Here is an 18,322-nt window from a genome sequence, read left to right as displayed (position 1 = left end):
TCTCAGGAGATGGCAGGCGGCATGTCGAAGATGCGGCCGGAATTGAGGATATCGTTGGGATCGAAGGTCGCCTTCAGGCGCCGCATCGCGGCGATCTGGGCTTCGCTGCGGGTCAGATGAAGATAGCGCTTCTTGTCCAGCCCTATGCCGTGCTCGGCCGAGATCGAGCCGCCGGCTTTCGCCACGCAGTCGAAGACCGCCTTGGCGACGCCGTCCGGCTTGTCGGTGACCACGATGTAGTGAAGGTTGCCGTCGCCCAGATGGCCGAAGATGTAGGCGCGCGCGGTGGGGTCGGCGCGTGCCTGGGCCTCCCGGGCAGCCTCCAGGAACGCCCCCATGCGCGGCAAGGGCAGGCTGACGTCGAGGCCGAGATTGGTGCCTTGAGCGAAGAGGAAGCGGTTGCAGTCGTCCCGCAGGTCCCAAAGCGCATGGAATTCGCGATCGGACTGGGACAGCACGGCGTCCTCCACGAGCCCGTCCTCGATCGCCTGGCCGAGGGCCTGGGCGAAGGCCTCTTCGTCGGCGCCGGGGGTCAATCCCTGGATGTCGGTGAGCACATAGACTGGCGCGCCAAGAGCGACCGGCGGGGTGAGGCCGAGTGCTGCGACCATGTCGCCGATCAGGGGCGCGAGGATGACCTCGAAACCGGCAAGCAGTTGTCCGAGCCTGCCACGCAGGAACCTCAGCAGGCTGAAAGCAGCGTCGAGCGAAGACAGCGAGCAGAAGGCGACGGCCTGGGTCACCGGCTTCGGGTGCAGCCTTAGGCAGGCCCGGGTCACGACGCCGAGCGTGCCTTCGCTTCCGATGAAGAGCTGGCCGAGATCGTAGCCGGAATTGTCCTTGGCGAGACCACCGAGCGACGAAAGCACGCTGCCATCCGCCAGCACCGCTTCGAGGCCCAGCACCTGCGCGCGGAAACTCCCGTAGCGCAGCACCCGGATGCCGCCGGCATTGGTGGCGATGTTGCCGCCGATCGTGGCGGTGCCGCGCGCGCCGATATCGACGCCGAACACGAAGCCCGCTGCCTCGGCGCGCTCCTGCACGATCTGCAGGGGCACACCCGCCTCGGCGATCACCGAGCCCGCCAAGGGTTCCACGTCCTGAAGCGAGGTCATGCGTTCGAGCGAGAGAACGGCTTCGCCCGGAAGGACCCTGGCCGCACCCGCAAGACCCGTCCGGCCACCCTGCACGACCAGAGGCTGGCGCGCCGCGTTGCAGGCCTTCAGGATCTCCACGACGTCGTCGGTGTTGCGCGGCCGCAGCACGAAGCCCGGGCGTATCCTCTCACCGCCCGAGAGGTCGTCAGAATATCGCTGGTCGATATCGTCGCCGACCAGCAGCGCGGCCCGGTCGAGCCGTGCGGCGAGATGGGAGAGAAGCTGGTCGTCGGGTCGCGCCATGATGCCGGGATGATCCGGAGGAAAGCGATCTCCGGACGCTGTCTGGCATCAGACTATTTCGCTTGCAATATTTGTCAAACTTATATTGTTTAGATGTCATTCCGGCTTCGGCTGGTGGCGCGGTTGGCGCCGATCTGCGGCACGATCGCACCGAGGGAGGACGAATGCCGATCGAATATCAGGATGTAGTCCGCACAGGCGTCGCCCGGCAGGTTGCCGACAAGATCCGCGCGGCCATCCTCGACGGCAGGCTCAAGATCGACGAGAGGCTCCCGACCGAGGAAGAGCTCGCCCGTAGCTTCGGCATATCCCGCCCGACCGTGCGCGAGGCGCTGAAGCGTCTGGCCGCGCAGAACCTCGTGCGTTCGCAGCGCGGCCCGAGCGGCGGCACCTTCGTCAGCCGTCCCGATCCGGAAGGCCTGTCCTCGGCGATCACGGGTGCTGCGACGCTGCTCGTCGGCGTCGGCGCCTTCGACATCGACGAGATCATCGGCGCCCGGCTGGAGACCGAGGCGATCTGCTGCCGGCTCGCCTGCGAGCGGCGCAGCGATGCCGATCTGAAGGCCATGCGGGCCGAAGTCGCCCTGCAGCGCAGTACGACGCCGACCGACGAGGAGTTCTGCGCCTCCGACGTGCGCTTCCACCGGTCGCTGGTGAAGGCCGCCGGAAACGGACCTCTCAGCCTGATGATGTATACTGTGGTCGAAGCGTTCATGCCGATCACCAACATGATCGTTTCGCAGGTCCGCGAGCGGAAGAAGGTTGCGGATTTCCACCAGCGGCTGGCCGACGCCATCGAGGCGCGCGACGCTGCCGGCGCGACGTCGGTGCTTTCCGAACTGCTCGCCTATCTGCGCGACAGCTATGCCGTCAGCCTGAAGCGGCTGGCCGAACGCGAGGCGAAGCGCGCCGCGCGCGGCTGACGCCGGCGATCAAGACAATGCACTCCTGGAGATGAACATGACCGAAGCTTTTTCCGCGATGATGGTGGAGGATGTCGACGGCAAGCCCCGCGCGGGCTTTCGCGAGATCACCAAGAAGGACCTGCCCGACCACGACGTGCTGGTCGAGGTGAGCTATTCGAGCCTCAACTACAAGGACGGGCTCGCCGTCTCCGGCAAGGGCCGCATCGCGCGGCGCCTGCCCATGGTGGCCGGCATCGATATATCAGGCACGGTGGTGGAATCGCGCTCCTCCGCCTGGGCGCCGGGCGACCGGGTCGTGGTCAATGGCTGGGGCCTGTCCGAAACCGAATGGGGCGGCTATACGCGCTTCCAGCGGCTCAAGCCCGAATGGCTCATACGCCTTCCCGATGCCTTCACCTTGAAGGAGGCCATGGCGATCGGCACCGCCGGCTATACGGCCGCGCTGTGCGTCAATGCGCTGGAGGACTGGGGCGTCATCCAGCCCGGCAAGGGCGAAGTGCTTGTGACGGGTGCTGCCGGTGGCGTCGGCTCGACCGCGGTCAGCCTGCTGTCCTCGAAGGGCTATGTGGTGGTCGCCTCGACCGGACGCGCCGAGACGCATGACTATCTGCGCGGGCTGGGGGCGACCTCGTTCCTCGACCGGGCCGAGCTCGCCGGCGAGGTGAGGCCGCTGCAGAAGGAGCGGTGGAGCGGCGCCGTCGATTCCGTCGGTTCCACGACGCTCGCCAATGTGCTCGCGCAGACCGTCTATGGCGGCGCGGTGGCGGCCTGCGGCCTCGCCGGCGGCAACGACCTGCCGGGCTCCGTCTTCCCGCACATCCTGCGCAGCGTGACCTTGATCGGCGTGGATTCCGTTCATGCGCCCACCGCCAAGCGCGAAAGGGCGTGGCGGACACTGGCCGACCACCTCGACCGCCAGAAGCTGGCGGCCATGACCGAGGTCCATCCGATGAAGGACCTGCCCGAGCTCGCCAAGAGCATCGTGGCCGGCGCCGTGCGCGGCCGCGTCGTCATCGAGATCGCCTGAGAGGGTCTGAAATGAGCAGCGAACTGGTACTCTGGGAAAAGGACGCCGAGGACGCCTTCGTCACCTTGACCCTCAACCGTCCCGACAAGATGAACGCCATGAACCAGGCGCTCGGCGACGCGCTGGAGGCGGCGATCAAGCGGGCCGTCAAGGATCCCGATGTGCGCTCGGTGATCATCACCGGGGCGGGGCGTGCCTTCACCTCCGGCTTCGATCTCGGCGGCGAGGATTTCGAGATGGACGCCGAGGGCTGGCGCGAGGACATCGGCGCGAACATGCGCCGCATGCAGCTCATCCGCGAGGCGCCGCTGCCGATCATCGCGGCGGTCAACGGTTATGCGCTGGCCGGCGGCCTCGAACTGATGATGTGCTGCGACATGGTGATCGCCGCCGAGGATGCCATGTTCGGGGAGCCCGAAGTTCGCCACGTATCGGCGCCGCCGACGCTGATGCTGCCCTGGACAGTTCCGATGATCCACGCCCGGCATCTGATGTATACCGGCGACCTCATCGACGGCCGCGAGGCCGAGCGCATCCATCTCGTCAACAAGGCCGTGCCGCGCGACCGGCTGAAGGCCGAAAGCGAGAAACTCGCCCGCAAATGCGCGCGCATGCCGGGTGCTGCGATCAAATTCGCCAAGGCGGCGCTGAACCATCAGCAGGAGACGGCCGGTCTCGGCAGCTCCTGGACCTACAATCGCGAGACCACCGCGATCCTCCATGCCTCCGAGGAGGGGAGGTACTGGATGCGTCTGCTCAAGGATCACTCGCTGAAGGAGTTCCTCGACATCCGCGAGAAGCCGTTCCGCGATCTGGATTGATCGGCAAGTTGTCCAAAGACCGCCTGCCGGCAGGACCCCTCATCCGTCCGCGCTTGCGCGCGGCCACCTTCTCCCACAAGGGGAGAAGGCCGGAGCCTGGCTTTGCCGTTACAGCAAATCACCAACGTCGGCGACTGGCGGAAGCGCTGTTGCAAGCCTTCCCTTCTCCCCTTGTGGGAGAAGGTGGCCGCGTGAAGCGCGGTCGGATGAGGGGTCCGCCGGCAGGCGGGCTGGCAACCAAGAATCTGGCAGGACCTACGCTTCCGGCAGGTATCTCCCGCCCGATTGGAGGGCATCGAACAGGGCCGCGTGGTTGCGCAGATAGCGCGATCGCACGATCTGGCCCTTGTCAGAGAGTTCGCCCTTCGTGCGGTCGGCAGGCGAGGCCGCTATGTCGAAACGCGCGATCCGGGTGGAACTGCCGCCGTTGCCGGCGTTCCACGTTCCGATGCGGGCGGCAAGCTGCGCCGTGAGATCGGGATCGTTTTTATATGCAGCAGCAGGGAACACCAGGGCCACAAGCTGATCTCGGTTCTCGCCCGAGATCACCACGTCGTCGGCCAGTGGCGCGCATTGAGCCAGGATTCCGGCTCGCAGCGGGCCGGTGCGCACCTTGATGCCGCTCGACAGCTTGAAATCCTCGGCCAGGCGCCCGTCGAAGGCGAAGACCGGGACGCCGTCCGAGCGTTTGCGCAGAACCGCGGCGTCGCCGGTACGGTAGAAGCCGTGCTCGTCGATCGGAAGTTCGCTCCTGCGGCCTTCGATCAGATAGCACGGCGCGACATTCGGGCCGCGAACGCGAAGCTCGGTGCGTCCGTCGGCCTCTACAAGGGCGATCTCGTGACCGGGCAGGGGATGGCCGAGCTCGCCCGGCCGCTCCAGCGGCGCCGGCGAGAGACAGATGGTGGATGCTGCTTCCGTCGCACCATAGCCGGACAGGATCTCGAAGCCGCCATGGGCATCACGGAAAGCCACCAGCCGCTGCCACAGCTCGGCATCGATGCCGGCCCCGGCGAAGAAGACGGCTTTCAATCCCCGAGTGGCTTTGCGGGCCGCCTCGGCATCGCCTTCCAGTCGGTCGAGAAGGAGACGCAGCCCGAGCGGGACCGCGACATGCATGGTCGGGCAGACCTCGGCCATCAGCTCCACGCTGGCCTCGATCGTGCCAGGACCCGGCGGCGCGTCGACATGCATCGTGCCGCCGTTCCAGATGACCTTGAAGATGTTGTCCAGTCCGCCGAAGACGTGGTGCCAGGGAAGCCAGTCGACCAGCACCGGCGGTGTGTCTGCGAGGAAGGGCCACATCGCGGCGATCGCGCCCTGGTTGGAGGAGATCATGGCACGGGTGATCGGCACGCCCTTTGGTACGCCGGTGCTCCCTGACGTGAAGAAGATCGCCGCCCAATCGTCGGACGAGGCTGCTTCGTTTTCGGCTTCGCCTGAATCCATCGTGGCATTGGCCAGGGCAGCCAAAGGCACCGCGCCGAGATTCTCGATGGCCGGATGGCCCGTGGGAGCGACGAGCAGCTTCGGCGCCGCGGCGGCCAGGAAAGGTTCGGTCGCCGGATTTTTTCCGCCGTCGCGGAAGGGGAAGGGCGGCAATGCACAGTGGACGAAGCCGCCGGCGAGGCAGGCGAGCTTGAGGATCAGTGCGTCGATGCCAGCCGGCGCGAGCGTCGCCACGCAGTTGCCCTTGCCGACGCCATAGGCGGAGGCGAGCCGATGCCGGACGGCGAGGGCGCGGGCGAGGGCCTGGCCATAAGTGAGCCCTCGTCTTCCTCCGGGGCCCGGCTCCGACAAAAGCAGCCGGTCCGGCGCCTGCAATGCCCATTCACGAAAACGGTGGAATATGTCTGGCAGGCTCGCGGGGAGAGGACCCGAGCTGCGATAGACGCGGCTGCCATCCGGCCGCAACGCCTCGACCAGATGTTGACCTTCGGCCGTGAGGGAGTTCATCGACCATCCTGTGTAAGGGCCTGCTTTCGCGGCTGCTCCGCCTGTCGGGCCGAAAGCGCCTTCTCATAGACGCTGGACTGATAGGCGATCAGCTCCTCGAAGGCGGCGGTCGCGGCCGCGGCGTCGCGGGCGCGGAGCGCATCGAGGATGTCCGAATGCAGCGACACCACGCGCCCCCGCTCCCGGAAGCGGAAGGAGATCATGTTGGTGGCGGGGATGAGCGAATCGTTGACCACGAGCATGATGAAGCGGAGCTCGTTGTTGCCCGTCGCCTGCGCGATGGCGTGGTGGAACGCGACGTCCAGCCGGCAGAATTCCTCATCCGATATGTCGACGCGCTCGAAAGCATCAAGCGTCGCCTCGATGCTGCGCAGGTCCTCCTCGGTGGCTCGCTGGGCTGCGAGCTGGACGCAGGTGCGGCCGAGCAGCAGGCGCGCTTCCACGATCTCCGACAGGCCGAAGACGCCGAGGCCGACGAACCAGGTCGTCATCTCCTGAAGCATGTGGCTGGCGGCCGTGAGCGAAGGAGCGTTGACGAAGACACCGCCATTGGGGCCGCGCTTGGAGCGCACCAGCTTCTTGGCGGCGAGGATCTTCAACGCCTCGCGCACCGTCGGCTGCGACACGCCGAAGCGTTTCGCGATCTCGGTCTCGGAGGGCAGCCGTTCCTCCACGCTCAGCGTGCCCTGCACGATCTCCTGCTGCAGAGCCGTCGCGATCTGATGCGCCAGGCTCTTCGTGGCTTGTATCTCGGCCGTTGCCTGCTCCATGCGTCTTCTCTCCCTCGCCGCGTTTTCGCTTATTTCAATATTACAATATCTAATTTGTTGACCACCTGATCAAAAGATGCAAGCCTTCGATCCAACCGGCGCATCTCCAGACTCTGGGATGCAGCCTAACAATAAGATGCAGTCGGGAACATGGAGATATCGGATGAGACTGACGAGACGTGAATTCTCGGTCGGCGCTGCCGCCGCTTTTGCCGCAATGGCCGGGACGCGCATGGCCGCCGCCCAGCAGTCGCTGGTCGTGCCGACCTATGGCGGGCTCTGGGCCAAGTTCTGGGAGGCCCAGCTCCTGCCGGGCTTCAGCGCGGCGACCGGCATAGAGCCGCGGCTCGACGTCGGCCTGGGCAAGGATTTCGTCGCCAAGATCCGGGCCGGCGGCGGCAGCTCGCCTTACAGCATCTTCATGGGCAACGAGAACATCGCTGCCATGCTGCGCGCCGAAGGCTTCTTCGAACCCTTCGATCTCGCCAAGGTGCCCAACGCCCAGAAGGTGTTTCCGCAATTCGTCAACAAGGATGCGGCCGGCATCCGGGCGATCGTCTCGCCGATCGGGCTCGCCTACCGCACCGACATGGTGAAGACGCCGCCGGCCTCCTGGCGCGACCTTTGGGAAAACCCGGAGTTCAAGGGGCGGATCGGGCTCTATCAGATCGGCAACACCGGCGCCGTCCTGTTCCTGCGCCTGGCCGCCGAACTCTTCGGCAGCTCGCCGGACGATTTCGAAACGGCCTTCGCCAAGATCAAGGAATTGCTGCCCTTCACCCAGGCTTCCTGGAGCGGCGAGGTGGCAACGGCCCTGATGCGCGGCGACGCCGTCGTGGCGCCGGTCGACTGGACCGAGATCATGGTGCTCCAGGACAAGGGCGCGCCGGTGGCGATCGTCGCGCCGAAGGAAGGGGTGCTTGCCTTCGAGCAATCCTTCAACCTGGTTGCCACGGGCGCCGAGAAGGACGCCGCGCACGCCTATCTGAACTATGTGCTCGACGCCAAGGTGCAGCAGGACATGGCGAGGGCCTTCTTCACCTCTCCCACGAACAGCGAGTCGGTCGTCGACGGCGAACTCGCCAAGCGCATCCCGATCGTCGGTCCGCGCATGAGCGAGATCAAGAGCTTCAACTGGGACAGCTATGTCGACAGGTCGGCCGAGATTGCCGACCGGTGGAACCGCGAGATGGCCTGACGGCCATATGCGAATGCGGGGAGACGTCCGTCTCCCCGCATTGGTTGGAGCATCTGCCCCGAGAGTGGGTGCCGGTTTCGGGCAAAATCCGATGCTCGAGCAAAACAGCCAAAGCGGCAGCGCCGATCTCATTGGCGCATTCCAGAGGGGAGCGATGACCGCGCTGACCATTGACCGTATCAACAAGCGATACGGCGACCTTCACATCCTCAAGGACATAACGATCCCGATCGCCCAGGGCGAGTTCGTCTCGCTGCTGGGTCCGAGCGGCTGCGGCAAGACCACCACGCTGCGCTGCATCGCCGGCTTCGAGCGTCCGGACAGTGGCCGTATCCTCTTCGGCGAGCGCGACGTCACGCGCGCGCTGCCCGAACAGCGGGACATCGGCATGGTGTTCCAGTCCTATGCGCTGTTTCCTCATATGACCGTGGCGGAAAATCTCGGCTTCGGCCTCGAGGTACGCAAGGTCGAGCCGGCCGAGCGCCGCCGGCGCATCGGTGACGTTCTCTCCATGGTGCGGCTCGAGGGTTACGAGAAACGCTTTCCGCGTGAGCTTTCCGGCGGCCAGCAACAGCGTGTCGCGCTTGCCCGCGCCCTGGTGATAGAGCCGTCGGTGCTGCTGCTCGACGAGCCGCTCGCCAATCTTGACGCCACGCTTCGCGACGAGATGCGTTTCTTCATCCGCGACCTGCAGCGGCGCGTCGGCATCACCGCCATCTATGTCACCCACGACCAGTCCGAGGCGATCGTCATGTCGGACAAGATCGTGGTGATGAGCGCCGGTTCCATCTCGCAGTTCGGCACGCCGCGCGACGTCTATGAGCGCCCCGCCTCGCGTTCGGTCGCCGATTTCATCGGGCGCTCCAACACGCTGCGCGGACACGTCGTGGAGGCAACAGGCGACGGCATTTACAGGATCGAGACATCATGCGGCGGCATCGGCGCGACGGGGCCGTCCGGGCTCGCCCGCGGCGTCGAGGTCAGCGTCATGATACGGCCCGAGAATATCCGCACGACGAACGGCGACGCCGCGCCGGCCGAAGGCGGCGCCGCGGACAACGTCCTGCGCGGCGCCGTCGTCAGCAGCGTCTATCAGGGCAGCGCCAACCAGCTGAAGGTCGAACTGAACGGCGGAGACCAGGTCGTGGTCGACGTGAGCGGCCGTGATGCCGTCGCGGCCGGCCAACGGGTAGCGCTGAGCTTTGCCGCCGGCGACACATGGCTGCTCGCGTCATGAGCGGGGCCGTGCCACGCGCCGACCGACGGGCGCTCGGCGCCGGCTCGGCATGGATGATCGTGCCCGCTCTGGTGCTGCTGATCGGCTTTTTCGCGCTGCCCTATCTTTCCATCATCACGATGAGCCTGCGCGAGGCCTCGACCCGGGCCGTCTATGGCGACGGCTTCACGCTCGCCCATTACACGTCGGCGCTCGCCGACCCCTATATCTGGGGCATCCTCGGCCGCACCGTCATGATCGGGATCACGGTCACCGTTCTTGCCCTGCTGCTCGGCTATCCCGTCGCTTATCATCTCGCCAATTCGCGCTCGCGCTGGACCAGCCTTCTCTACATCTTCGTGCTTTCGCCGCTGCTGGTCGGGCTGGTGGTGCGCACTTTCGCCTGGATGATCATCCTGTCGAACAACGGCGTCGCCAACCAGGCGCTGAAGGCGGTCGGCCTCGTCGACTTTCCCCTGCAACTGATGAACAACACGCTTGGCGTGACGATCGCTCTCACGCATGTCTTCCTGCCTTTCGTCATCCTGCCGCTGCTGGGCAATTTGCAGGCCATCAGCCCCGATCTGGCCCTGGCCTCGCGGTCGCTCGGCGCCTCGCGCGTACGCACCTTCCTGAAGGTCACGCTGCCGCTCAGCCTGCCGGGCATTCAGGCCGGCACCATCCTGGTATTCGTGCTGTCGATCAGCGCTTATGTCACCCCGGCCATGCTCGGCGGCACCAGCGGCCGGACCATGTCGGTGCTCGTCGTGCAGTATCTGGTCGACAACTTCCGCTGGCCGGCGGGCGCCGCACTCGCCATCATCATGGCGGCGGTCGCGGTCATCTTCGTCGGCCTCTATCTCAAGCTGACGGCGCGGGCGATGCGGAGGCTGCCATGAGCAGCGGTACTGAAAAGACCGTGCTCGACCGGGCGTTCACGGTGCTCGTGGCGGCGATCTACATCTTCCTGATGTTCCCGATCGTGCTCGTCGTGCTTCTGTCCTTCAATTCGGGCGAGTTCCTGGCCTTTCCGCTGGAAGGCTTCTCGCTGCGCTGGTTCGAGGCGCTGTTCTCCAATGCGCGGTTCCTCGACGCCACACTCTATTCGGTGCGGATCGCGGCGATCTCGATGCTCGTCAACGGTGTCATCGGAACGATTGCCGCCATCCATGTCGCGCGGCACGCAGGCGCCTGGCGCGACCAGATCCGCGTGGTCATGACCAGCCCGTTGCTGGTCCCCGAGATCCTGACCGCGATCGCGCTCCTCTTCTATTTCTACGAGATCGGGCTGGGCACGGACTATTCGATCGGCATCCAGGTCGGCCACGTCGTAGTGACCTTTCCCTACGTGTTTCTGAATGTCTCGTCGGCGCTGTTCAATTTCGACAGGTCGCAGGAAGAAGCCGCGCGCAGCCTCGGTGCCGGCGCCTGGATGACCTTCCGGCGTGTGACGTTGCCGGCGATCAAGCCCGGCATCATCACCGGCTGCCTGTTCGCCTTCGTCATCTCCTTCGACATCTTCAACATCTCGCTGCTGTTGAAGTCGCTCGGCACGAACACGCTGCCGCTGGAGCTGTTCGACTATCTGCGCTTCAACTTCGATCCGACGGCGGCGGCGATCGCCTCGCTCAGCATCTTCCTCACCTTCGCGGCGATATTTGTCATCGATCGCACGGTGGGTTTGAGGTCGCTGCGGTTCTGAGGGAAGCAGGCTCTGCTCGGTTGAGGGACTTGGAGCGTGGGAGTACCCCTCATCCGACCGCGCTTCGCGCGGCCACCTTCTCCCACAGGGGGAGAAGGGAACGCGCTGCAGCAGCGCTTCGGCCAATCTTCAACGCTGGTGATTTGCAGAGCCGGCCAAACCAGGCTCCGGCCTTCTCCCCTTGTGGGAGAAGGTGGCCTCGCCCGTAAGGGCGAGGTCGGATGAGGGGTGCCTAGGCGCCGAGCGTCGAAATCCTGCCCCTCACAGCACCCGCGACAAAAACTCCCGTGTGCGCGGCGATTGCGGGTTGGCGATCATCTCCTTGGGTCCACCGCGTTCCTCGACGACGCCCTTGTCCATGAAGATGAGCTGGTCGCCGACCTCGCGGGCGAAGCCGATCTCGTGGGTGACGACCACCATGGTCATGCCGCTTTCTGCGAGGTCGCGCATCACCAGCAGCACTTCGCCCACCAGTTCGGGGTCGAGTGCCGAGGTCGGTTCGTCGAAGAGCAGAACCTTGGGGTTCATGGCGAGCGCGCGGGCGATCGCGACGCGCTGCTGCTGTCCGCCGGAAAGCTGCCGCGGATAGAAGCCGGCCTTGTCAGCCAGGCCCACGCGTTCGAGCAGGGCGCGTGCCTTATCGACGGCCTCTCCACGCGGCATGCCCTTCACCATGATGGGCGCCTCGATAAGGTTCTCCAGCGCCGTCATGTGGGAGAACAGGTTGAACGACTGGAACACCATGCCGATGTCGGCGCGGCGCCGGCAGAGCAGGCTGTTCTTGACCTCGTAGAGCTTGCCGTCGCGAAGGTCGTAGCCGACGAATTCGCCGTCGACCAGCAGCACCCCGCCGCTCACTTCCTCGAGGTGGTTGATGCAGCGCAGGAAGGTGCTCTTGCCCGAGCCCGAAGGCCCGATGATGCAGGCCACGGAGCCGGCCGGCACGTTGAGATCGATGCCTTTGAGCACCTCGAGCGTTCCGAAGGATTTGCGCACGCCGCTCGCGAAGACCATGGAGTTTTCAGGGACGCCGAAGCGCGCCTGGTTTTCGGCTTTCGAGCTCATGCCGGTCGAGCCTCGCGGCGGAAACGGAAGGCGCGCTGCAGGATGCGGTTCATCGGCCGTCCCTGCTGCTGGTCGCTCCTTCCGTAGTACTGCTCGATGAAATGCTGGCCGATCGACAGGAGGGTGACCACGAAGAGGTACCAGAAGGCGACGACGATCAGCAGCGGTATGGTCTCGAAGGTGCGAGCATAGATGCTCTGGGCCGAATAGAGCAGGTCATCCACCGCGATGATGGTGACGAGCGAGGTCGTCTTCAGGAGATTGATGGTCTCGTTTCCGGTCGGCGGAACGATGAAGCGCATGGCCTGCGGGAGCGTGATGCGGCGCAGGATGAGCCCGCGGGTCATGCCCAGGCTGCCCGCCGCTTCCGTCTGGCCGCTCGGCACAGAATTGATGCCGGCACGCACGATCTCGGCCATGTAGCCAGCCTCGTGCAGCGAAAGCGCAATCACGGCCGAGACGAAGGGCGTCATGAAGTCGTTGGTCTTGACCGAGAAGAGAGTGCCGAGAAAGGGCAGGGTGAGCGAGAATTCCCGCACGACGAGCGACAGGTTGAACCAGAAGATCAGCTGGATGAGCGCAGGCGCGCCGCGGAAGAACCAGATGTAGCCGGCGGCGAAGCTGTTGAGGATGCGGCTCGGCGAAAGCCGCATGATGGCGACGACGGCGCCGATGACGATCGACAGCGCCATGATGATGACGGTGAGCAGGATCGTCTGCCCCAGCCCGCGCATGATGGACGGATGGAAAAGATACTTGCCGACGGTCGGCCAGTCGAAGGCCGGGTTCGTCGCCAGCGCCTCGACGATGACGAACAGCACCACGAGCGTGACCGCGGTTCCGATCCAAAGTCCGTAGTGGCGCACCGGAACGACGACGAGATCCTCGACCGATGCCTGGGGTTGCGCCTGGGTCATGCAACCATCCTCGAAATGGCCCGGGCCGGAGAAGCCTCCGCCCGGGCCGTATGTCACACTATTTGCGGATCTTGTCGGCGCTGTCGACGACGTAGGCTTCCTCGATCATCGCGCTGGTCATGCCGTATTTGGACATGATCGTCTCGTAGGTGCCGTTCTTGATCATCTCCTCCAGCGCGGCGCGAAGCATCTCGGCCGTGTCCTTGTCGCCCTTCGGAACGGCGATGCCGAGCGGCGCGACGTCATAGAGACCCGGAACGACGACGAGCTGGCCCTTGCTGGTCACCTCGAAATAGCCGGAGGCCGTGGCGTCGTCGAGGCGCGCATCGATGCGGTCGGAGAGCACGGCCTGGATGATGTCCTTGCCTTCGGGGAAGACACTCTTGGTGAGTTCGGGCAGGCCCTTCGTCTTGCATTCCTCGTTGAGCCGGTCGGCAATGAAATCCGACACCGCGCCGCCGATGACGCCGAGACGCTTGCCGCACAGATTGTTCTCGCCCTGGAAGCTCGGCGCCTTGTCGGGCGTGGTCGAAGCCACGATGCCGGACTTGATGAACATGACGAAATCGACCTGCTTCAGCCGGTCCTCGGTCGCCGCGAAGGTCTCCCAGGCGATCTTGAAGCGGCCCGCGGCGAGGCCGGGGATCATCGAAGGGAAGGGGATGCGCGTCACCTCGAGCTCGGCCCCGAGCATCTTGGCGGTTTCCTGGGCCAGCTCGATGTTGATGCCGACCTGCTCGCCCTTCTCGTCGATGAATTCGAAGGGCGCGTATTCCAGCGTGTTGGCGATGACCAGCTTGCCGGTGTCCTTCACTTCGGCCGACTTCGGCAACTCGGCGGCAGCGGCCATGCCGACGCTTCCGGCGAAAGCCGCGACGGCGAGCGCGACGCTGTGCAGTGATTTATGCTTCTTCATGTAATCCTCCTCATTGTTTCGATGATGCCGGAAGCCGTCGCCCCGGCGCTGTGGCCTGCATTATTCTCCGGTGCGCCGTTGCGACGATCCGTTCTGCCCGGCAATGCGCGCGCCGATGAATTCTGATATTTAAATGTACTATTTTTTTAGCCCTCATTCCTTGTCAACCTAAGCCCGTCGCGCGACCGGCGCGGCAGCGGCGACCTCGACGGCCAGCAGCGCGACGGCCTGGTCGAGATCGGTCCGGTCGGCGATCGAGATGCGCAGCCATTCCGGCAGGCCGTAGTCCTCGTTCGAGCGGATGACGAAACCCCGCCTGGCGAGCCGCGCCACCGTCGCCAGGGCCCAGCCGGGTTCGGCCACGGGCAGGCGCGCGAAGGCAAAGTTCGCGGCGCTGTCGACGACCTCGAAGCCGAGCCCGCGCAGTTGCGTTTCGAGATGCAAACGGCCCTCGGCCGTGCGCCTGCGCACCTCGCCGATGAAGCCCTGCTCGCCGATCGCGACGGTCGCCGCCGCCTGCGCCATGCCGTTCACATTGCCGATGCCGCGGACATTGTTGAGGGCAACGGCGACGTCGGCGTGGGCATAGGCCCAGCCCGCGCGGGCCGAGGCCATGCCATAGGCTTTCGAGAAGGTCCTCGTCACGACGACATTGGGATGGCGGTCGGCAATGGCGAAGGCAACGGCCGCTTCCGAGGGGTCGACATATTCCGCATAGGCGCAGTCCAGCACCAGCACGATGTGGGAGGGCAGTTCGCGGGCAAGCCGCGCCACCTCTTCCATCGGTACGGCCGTGCCGGTCGGATTGTTGGGATTGGCGAGGAAGACGACACGCGTGCGGGGCGTGACCGATGCCAGCAGCGCGTCGACATCGACGACGAAGCCGGGGCCGAGTGGCGCCTCCACCGCCGTGGCGCCGAGGCGATAGGCGACGATCGCGAATTGCAGGAAGGAATAGGCCGGGAACAGGATCTCGTCGCCGGCGCGGGCATAGACGCGGCCAACCGCGTCGAGCAGTTCCTCGGAGCCGTTGCCGCAGACGATGCGGGCCGGGTCGAGCCCGAACTCCCGCCCGATCGTGGCGCGCATGACCCCGCAGCCGGGGTCGGCGTAACGGTGAACGCTGACAGCACTGTCGCGAATGGCATCGACGACGCCCGGAGCCGGACCGATCCAGCTTTCGTTCAGCCCGAGATTGACGACACGCTCGGCCCGCGACGTGTCGACCGGCTTCACCACGGTCAAGGTGCGGGCGGAAAGATAGGGGACCGGCAGGGACATTTCTTCCTCTTGGTTCTGGTGCCGTCAGTTCTCGACGGCGCCGATAAGGATCTTCGAATAGATCGGCCGGAAGCGCTTACGCTCCGCGGGAGGTTCCTTGAAGTAGGTCGCGTAGTAGCCGATCTGCTGGAAGTAGGTGATGCGGGCCCGGATCAGCGCCTCGTCGGCGTCGTAGCCCATTGCCGCGAAGGCCTTGACGAGCAGGGCCATACGGAAGCCGTCCTGATCGCGGACCTCGCGTGCGATGGCGGTGGAACTGCGCGACCAGTCGCGGATCGCGAGATCGAGCTTCGGGCTGAAGGGATCCTCCCTGATCCACACGCCGGTCACGTCGTCGAAGAAGGCCGGCCCGTCGGTCACTTGGCTGTCGCCCAGCGCCTGGAACGGCCGGCAGTTGCGCAGGCGCCATTCCTCCAGCAGGCTCGCCAGCAGGTCCTTCAGGTTCCTGAAGTGGAAATAGAAGCTGCCGCGCGTCACCTTGAGCTGCTTGGAGAGCCGGTCGATCTTGACATTGGCGATGCCCTTGCGCTCCAGCGCGACGGTGGCGGCGGCGATCCAGTCGTCGCGCGACAACGTCTTGCGCGCCTCGGCGGAACGGCGCTTCGGCTTTCGCGGCTCGAAGGTGGATGCGACCGCCATCGCTCCTCAGCCCGCTCTCATGGCAGGTTCCCGAAACGCTCGAGCATGAGCGCGAAGAAGCCGTCGGCGTCGATGCGGCGAAGCACCTTGCAGTTCTTCCTGCGGCCGGTGACATGCCACCAGTCGACGATGGTCATGCCGATCGTTTCCGGCGACATCAGCTCGATGGTGACGTTGCACTGGCGCTGCTCATAGAGATGCGGCGCCAGCAGATAGCCGGTGACACAGGCGTCGTGGATCGGCCTGGCCTCGGTGGGGAATTTGTGGGAGCCGTATTGGCGATAGAAGTCCGCCATGTTGGCCGCCTCGACGGCCGAACGCGAGCCGAGCGCGCGCAGCGACTGCAGCCATTCGGGCGTCATCTGTGCCGTATAGGTGCAGTCGATCGACGCCATGGTGACCGGCGCGCCCGAATCGAACACCACGGCTGCCGCATGCGGGTCGACCCAGATGTTGAACTCGGCGGCGGGCGTCGCATTGCCGCCTTCGAAAAAGCCGCCGCCCATCAGCACCACTTCGCGGATGCGCGGAATGATGCGCGGCTCCATGACCATCGCCATGCCGAGATTGGTCATCGGCCCCAGCGTGCAGACCGTCAGCTCGCCTTCTGGAGCCGCCATCAGCGCCTCGACGAGGTAGTTGACCGCATGCTGTTGCTGGAGCGGCTGCGACGGCTCCGGTAAAGTGCAGCCGTCGATGCCGGTTGGGCCGTGCACATATTCGGCCGTCTTGAGCGCCTTCACCATGGGCCTGGAACAGCCTGCATAGACAGGCACGTCGGCGCGGCCGGCAAGCTCGGCGATCTGCAGCGCATTGCGCGAGGTGAGCGCGAGCGGCACGTTGCCGCCGACCGTCGTCAGCGCGACGACCTCGACTTCATCCGGCGAACCCAGCGCGAACAGGATCGCGAAGGCATCGTCCTGGCCTGGATCCGTGTCGATGATGATCTTGCGCGGCGCCATTCCAAATGCTCCTCACCGGCCCTCCTGCCGGGCCACTGCCATTGCAACGGTGACAAAAGATACAGTACTGTATGGTATTTTCAAGAGCGATTCCCGCAGGGCTGCGGCAACATCGGATTGGAGAGCAGGCGATGGGTCCACCGGTCGATCCGGTTCACGGCGACGACGTGCATCTCGACACCGCTGACGTCGTCATCATCGGCGGCGGCATCATCGGAGTGAGCACGGCGCTGTTCCTGGCGCGCAAGGGCCTGTCGGTCACCGTCTGCGAGAAGGGGCACGTCGCCGGCGAGCAGTCGAGCCGCAACTGGGGCTGGTGCCGCCGCATGGGTCGCGACCCGCGAGAACTGCCGCTGGTGGTCGAGGCGCTGCGCCTGTGGGGCGACATGGAGCAACTCGTCGGCGAGGACGTCGGTTTCCGCCGCACAGGCATCCTTTATCTGTGCCGGAACGACGGGGAGATCGCGCATCACGAGGAATGGCTGAAGCGCGCGGGCGATTTCGCGCTCGATACGCGGATGATCCGGGGCGAGGCCTTGGCCGCGCAACTGCCTGGGGCGCGAACGACCTTCAAGGCAGCACTCCACACGCCGAGCGACGGCCGGGCCGAACCGCAGAAGGCGGCACCTGCGATCGCCAGGGCGGCGCAGCGCGCCGGCGCGCGCATCCTGCTGCGCTGCGCCGTACGCGAGATCGACGTGGAGGGCGGCCGCGTGCGCGGCGTCGTCACCGAACAAGGGACGATCCGCGCCGGCACTGTCGTGGTCGCCGGCGGTGTCTGGTCGAGCCGGCTATGCCGCCAGATCGGCGTGAGGCTGCCGCAGCTTGCCGTGCGCGCTTCAGTCATGCGTACCGCACCGGTCGAAGGCGGGCCGGACGGCGCAGCCTGGACGGAAGGGTTCGCCTACCGCAAGCGGCTCGACGGCGGCTATACCATCGCCGACGGCACCACGAACCATCATGACATCGTGCCGGATACTTTCCGCTACTTCACCGATTTCCTGCCGATCCTGGCGCGCGAATGGCGTGGCATCGGCCTGCGTTTCGGCAAGGATTTCTTCAACGGGCCAGCGGGATTTGCTCAATCCTCCGGGCCGGGCGAAAGCATCTATGAACGGCACAGGACGCTCGATCCGGCGCCCGCCGTCGGACTGCTCGCCCAGGCGCGCGCCAGGATGGAGGATGTCTTTCCGGCGCTGAAGGGTGCCGCCATCCTGCAGCGCTGGGCCGGCTATATCGACGCTACGCCCGACGCCGTACCCGTCATCGCGCCGGTCGCCTCCATGCCGGGGCTCGTCATCGCCACGGGGTTCTCCGGCCACGGCTTCGGCATCGGGCCGGCCGCCGGACGGCTGGCGGCCGATCTGGTGATGGGCGACCGGCCGCTGGTCGACCCAACGGCCTTCCGCTACGAACGCTTCATCGACGGGACAAGGCCTCGCCCGACGACGGGAGTCTAAGCAGACCATTCCTTGGCAAGCCAACGCATGGTCTGCTTAGGCCTTTTGTTTGTCGCAGATTCTTGT

At 65.6% G+C, this 18,322-nt stretch carries 17 protein-coding genes; 8 read left to right on the top strand and 9 right to left on the bottom strand.

Features of this window, described 5'->3' with window-relative positions:
- Positions 1-2: 2 nt before the first annotated feature.
- A complete protein-coding gene (locus JN280_RS33010) occupies positions 3-1,400 on the bottom strand; it encodes an FAD-binding oxidoreductase (RefSeq protein ID WP_202308512.1) in 1,398 nt (465 codons plus the stop codon).
- A 164-nt stretch (positions 1,401-1,564) separates the two neighbouring features.
- On the opposite strand from JN280_RS33010, the gene JN280_RS33005 reads away from it, so the two are divergent.
- The 3 genes from JN280_RS33005 to JN280_RS32995 are packed head-to-tail and all read left to right on the top strand — an operon-like array spanning position 1,565 to position 4,174.
- Positions 1,565-2,323 carry a FadR/GntR family transcriptional regulator gene (locus tag JN280_RS33005; protein ID WP_202308510.1) on the top strand — a complete coding sequence of 253 codons (759 nt, stop codon included), beginning with the start codon at positions 1,565-1,567 and terminating at the stop codon, positions 2,321-2,323.
- 37 nt (positions 2,324-2,360) lie between these two features.
- On the top strand, positions 2,361-3,353 hold the full coding sequence (locus JN280_RS33000) for an MDR family oxidoreductase (RefSeq protein ID WP_202308508.1): 993 nt from the start codon (positions 2,361-2,363) through the stop codon (positions 3,351-3,353).
- Positions 3,354-3,364: 11 nt separating this feature from the next.
- On the top strand, positions 3,365-4,174 hold the full coding sequence (locus JN280_RS32995) for an enoyl-CoA hydratase/isomerase family protein (RefSeq protein ID WP_202308506.1): 810 nt from the start codon (positions 3,365-3,367) through the stop codon (positions 4,172-4,174).
- 255 nt (positions 4,175-4,429) lie between these two features.
- On the opposite strand, the gene JN280_RS32990 is transcribed toward JN280_RS32995, so the two are convergent.
- Both JN280_RS32990 and JN280_RS32985 read right to left on the bottom strand, forming a co-directional pair.
- Positions 4,430-6,130 carry an AMP-binding protein gene (locus tag JN280_RS32990; protein WP_202308504.1) on the bottom strand — a complete coding sequence of 567 codons (1,701 nt, stop codon included), beginning with the start codon at positions 6,128-6,130 and terminating at the stop codon, positions 4,430-4,432.
- Positions 6,127-6,900, bottom strand: coding sequence for a FadR/GntR family transcriptional regulator (locus JN280_RS32985; RefSeq protein WP_202308502.1), 774 nt, complete (start codon positions 6,898-6,900; stop codon positions 6,127-6,129). Before JN280_RS32985 ends, JN280_RS32990 begins: the two co-directional genes overlap by 4 nt.
- A 163-nt stretch (positions 6,901-7,063) precedes the next feature.
- Between JN280_RS32985 and JN280_RS32980 the strand changes: the two genes are divergently transcribed.
- The 4 genes from JN280_RS32980 (at position 7,064) to JN280_RS32965 (ending at position 11,016) form a co-directional block, all read left to right on the top strand.
- A complete protein-coding gene (locus JN280_RS32980; protein WP_202308500.1) occupies positions 7,064-8,098 on the top strand; it encodes an ABC transporter substrate-binding protein in 1,035 nt (344 codons plus the stop codon).
- 154 nt (positions 8,099-8,252) lie between these two features.
- Complete coding sequence (locus JN280_RS32975; protein WP_202308498.1) at positions 8,253-9,335, top strand: ABC transporter ATP-binding protein; 1,083 nt, start codon at positions 8,253-8,255, stop codon at positions 9,333-9,335.
- Positions 9,332-10,213 carry an ABC transporter permease gene (locus JN280_RS32970; protein WP_244742426.1) on the top strand — a complete coding sequence of 294 codons (882 nt, stop codon included), beginning with the start codon at positions 9,332-9,334 and terminating at the stop codon, positions 10,211-10,213. Before JN280_RS32975 ends, JN280_RS32970 begins: the two co-directional genes overlap by 4 nt.
- Positions 10,210-11,016 carry an ABC transporter permease gene (locus JN280_RS32965; RefSeq protein WP_202308496.1) on the top strand — a complete coding sequence of 269 codons (807 nt, stop codon included), beginning with the start codon at positions 10,210-10,212 and terminating at the stop codon, positions 11,014-11,016. The genes JN280_RS32970 and JN280_RS32965 overlap by 4 nt, the downstream gene beginning before the upstream one ends.
- A 261-nt stretch (positions 11,017-11,277) precedes the next feature.
- Here JN280_RS32965 and JN280_RS32960 read toward each other — a convergent pair whose 3' ends face one another.
- From JN280_RS32960 to JN280_RS32935, 6 genes are all read right to left on the bottom strand, one after another.
- Entirely contained in the window at positions 11,278-12,030 is a 753-nt protein-coding gene (locus tag JN280_RS32960) for an amino acid ABC transporter ATP-binding protein (protein ID WP_202315199.1), read from the bottom strand.
- A 47-nt stretch (positions 12,031-12,077) separates the two neighbouring features.
- On the bottom strand, positions 12,078-12,998 hold the full coding sequence (locus JN280_RS32955) for an amino acid ABC transporter permease (RefSeq protein ID WP_202308494.1): 921 nt from the start codon (positions 12,996-12,998) through the stop codon (positions 12,078-12,080).
- Between the two features lie 58 nt (positions 12,999-13,056).
- Complete coding sequence (locus JN280_RS32950; protein WP_202308492.1) at positions 13,057-13,914, bottom strand: ABC transporter substrate-binding protein; 858 nt, start codon at positions 13,912-13,914, stop codon at positions 13,057-13,059.
- 168 nt (positions 13,915-14,082) lie between these two features.
- Positions 14,083-15,195: a pyridoxal phosphate-dependent aminotransferase gene (locus JN280_RS32945; RefSeq protein ID WP_202308490.1), complete on the bottom strand. Its 1,113-nt coding sequence runs from the start codon at positions 15,193-15,195 to the stop codon at positions 14,083-14,085.
- Positions 15,196-15,219: 24 nt separating this feature from the next.
- A complete protein-coding gene (locus JN280_RS32940; protein WP_202308488.1) occupies positions 15,220-15,834 on the bottom strand; it encodes a TetR/AcrR family transcriptional regulator in 615 nt (204 codons plus the stop codon).
- A gap of 17 nt (positions 15,835-15,851) precedes the next feature.
- Positions 15,852-16,796 carry a nucleoside hydrolase gene (locus JN280_RS32935; protein ID WP_202308486.1) on the bottom strand — a complete coding sequence of 315 codons (945 nt, stop codon included), beginning with the start codon at positions 16,794-16,796 and terminating at the stop codon, positions 15,852-15,854.
- Between the two features lie 131 nt (positions 16,797-16,927).
- Between JN280_RS32935 and JN280_RS32930 the strand changes: the two genes are divergently transcribed.
- Positions 16,928-18,256 (top strand): NAD(P)/FAD-dependent oxidoreductase, encoded by a 1,329-nt coding sequence (locus JN280_RS32930; protein WP_202308484.1) that lies wholly within the window; start codon positions 16,928-16,930, stop codon positions 18,254-18,256.
- Positions 18,257-18,322: the final 66 nt, after the last annotated feature.

This window comes from Mesorhizobium sp. L-8-10, from assembly GCF_016756635.1.
In the GTDB taxonomy this organism is placed as follows: Bacteria; Pseudomonadota; Alphaproteobacteria; order Rhizobiales; family Rhizobiaceae.
Note: the sequence above shows the minus strand (reverse complement) of the source record. Positions and strands in the feature narration are given on the sequence as shown.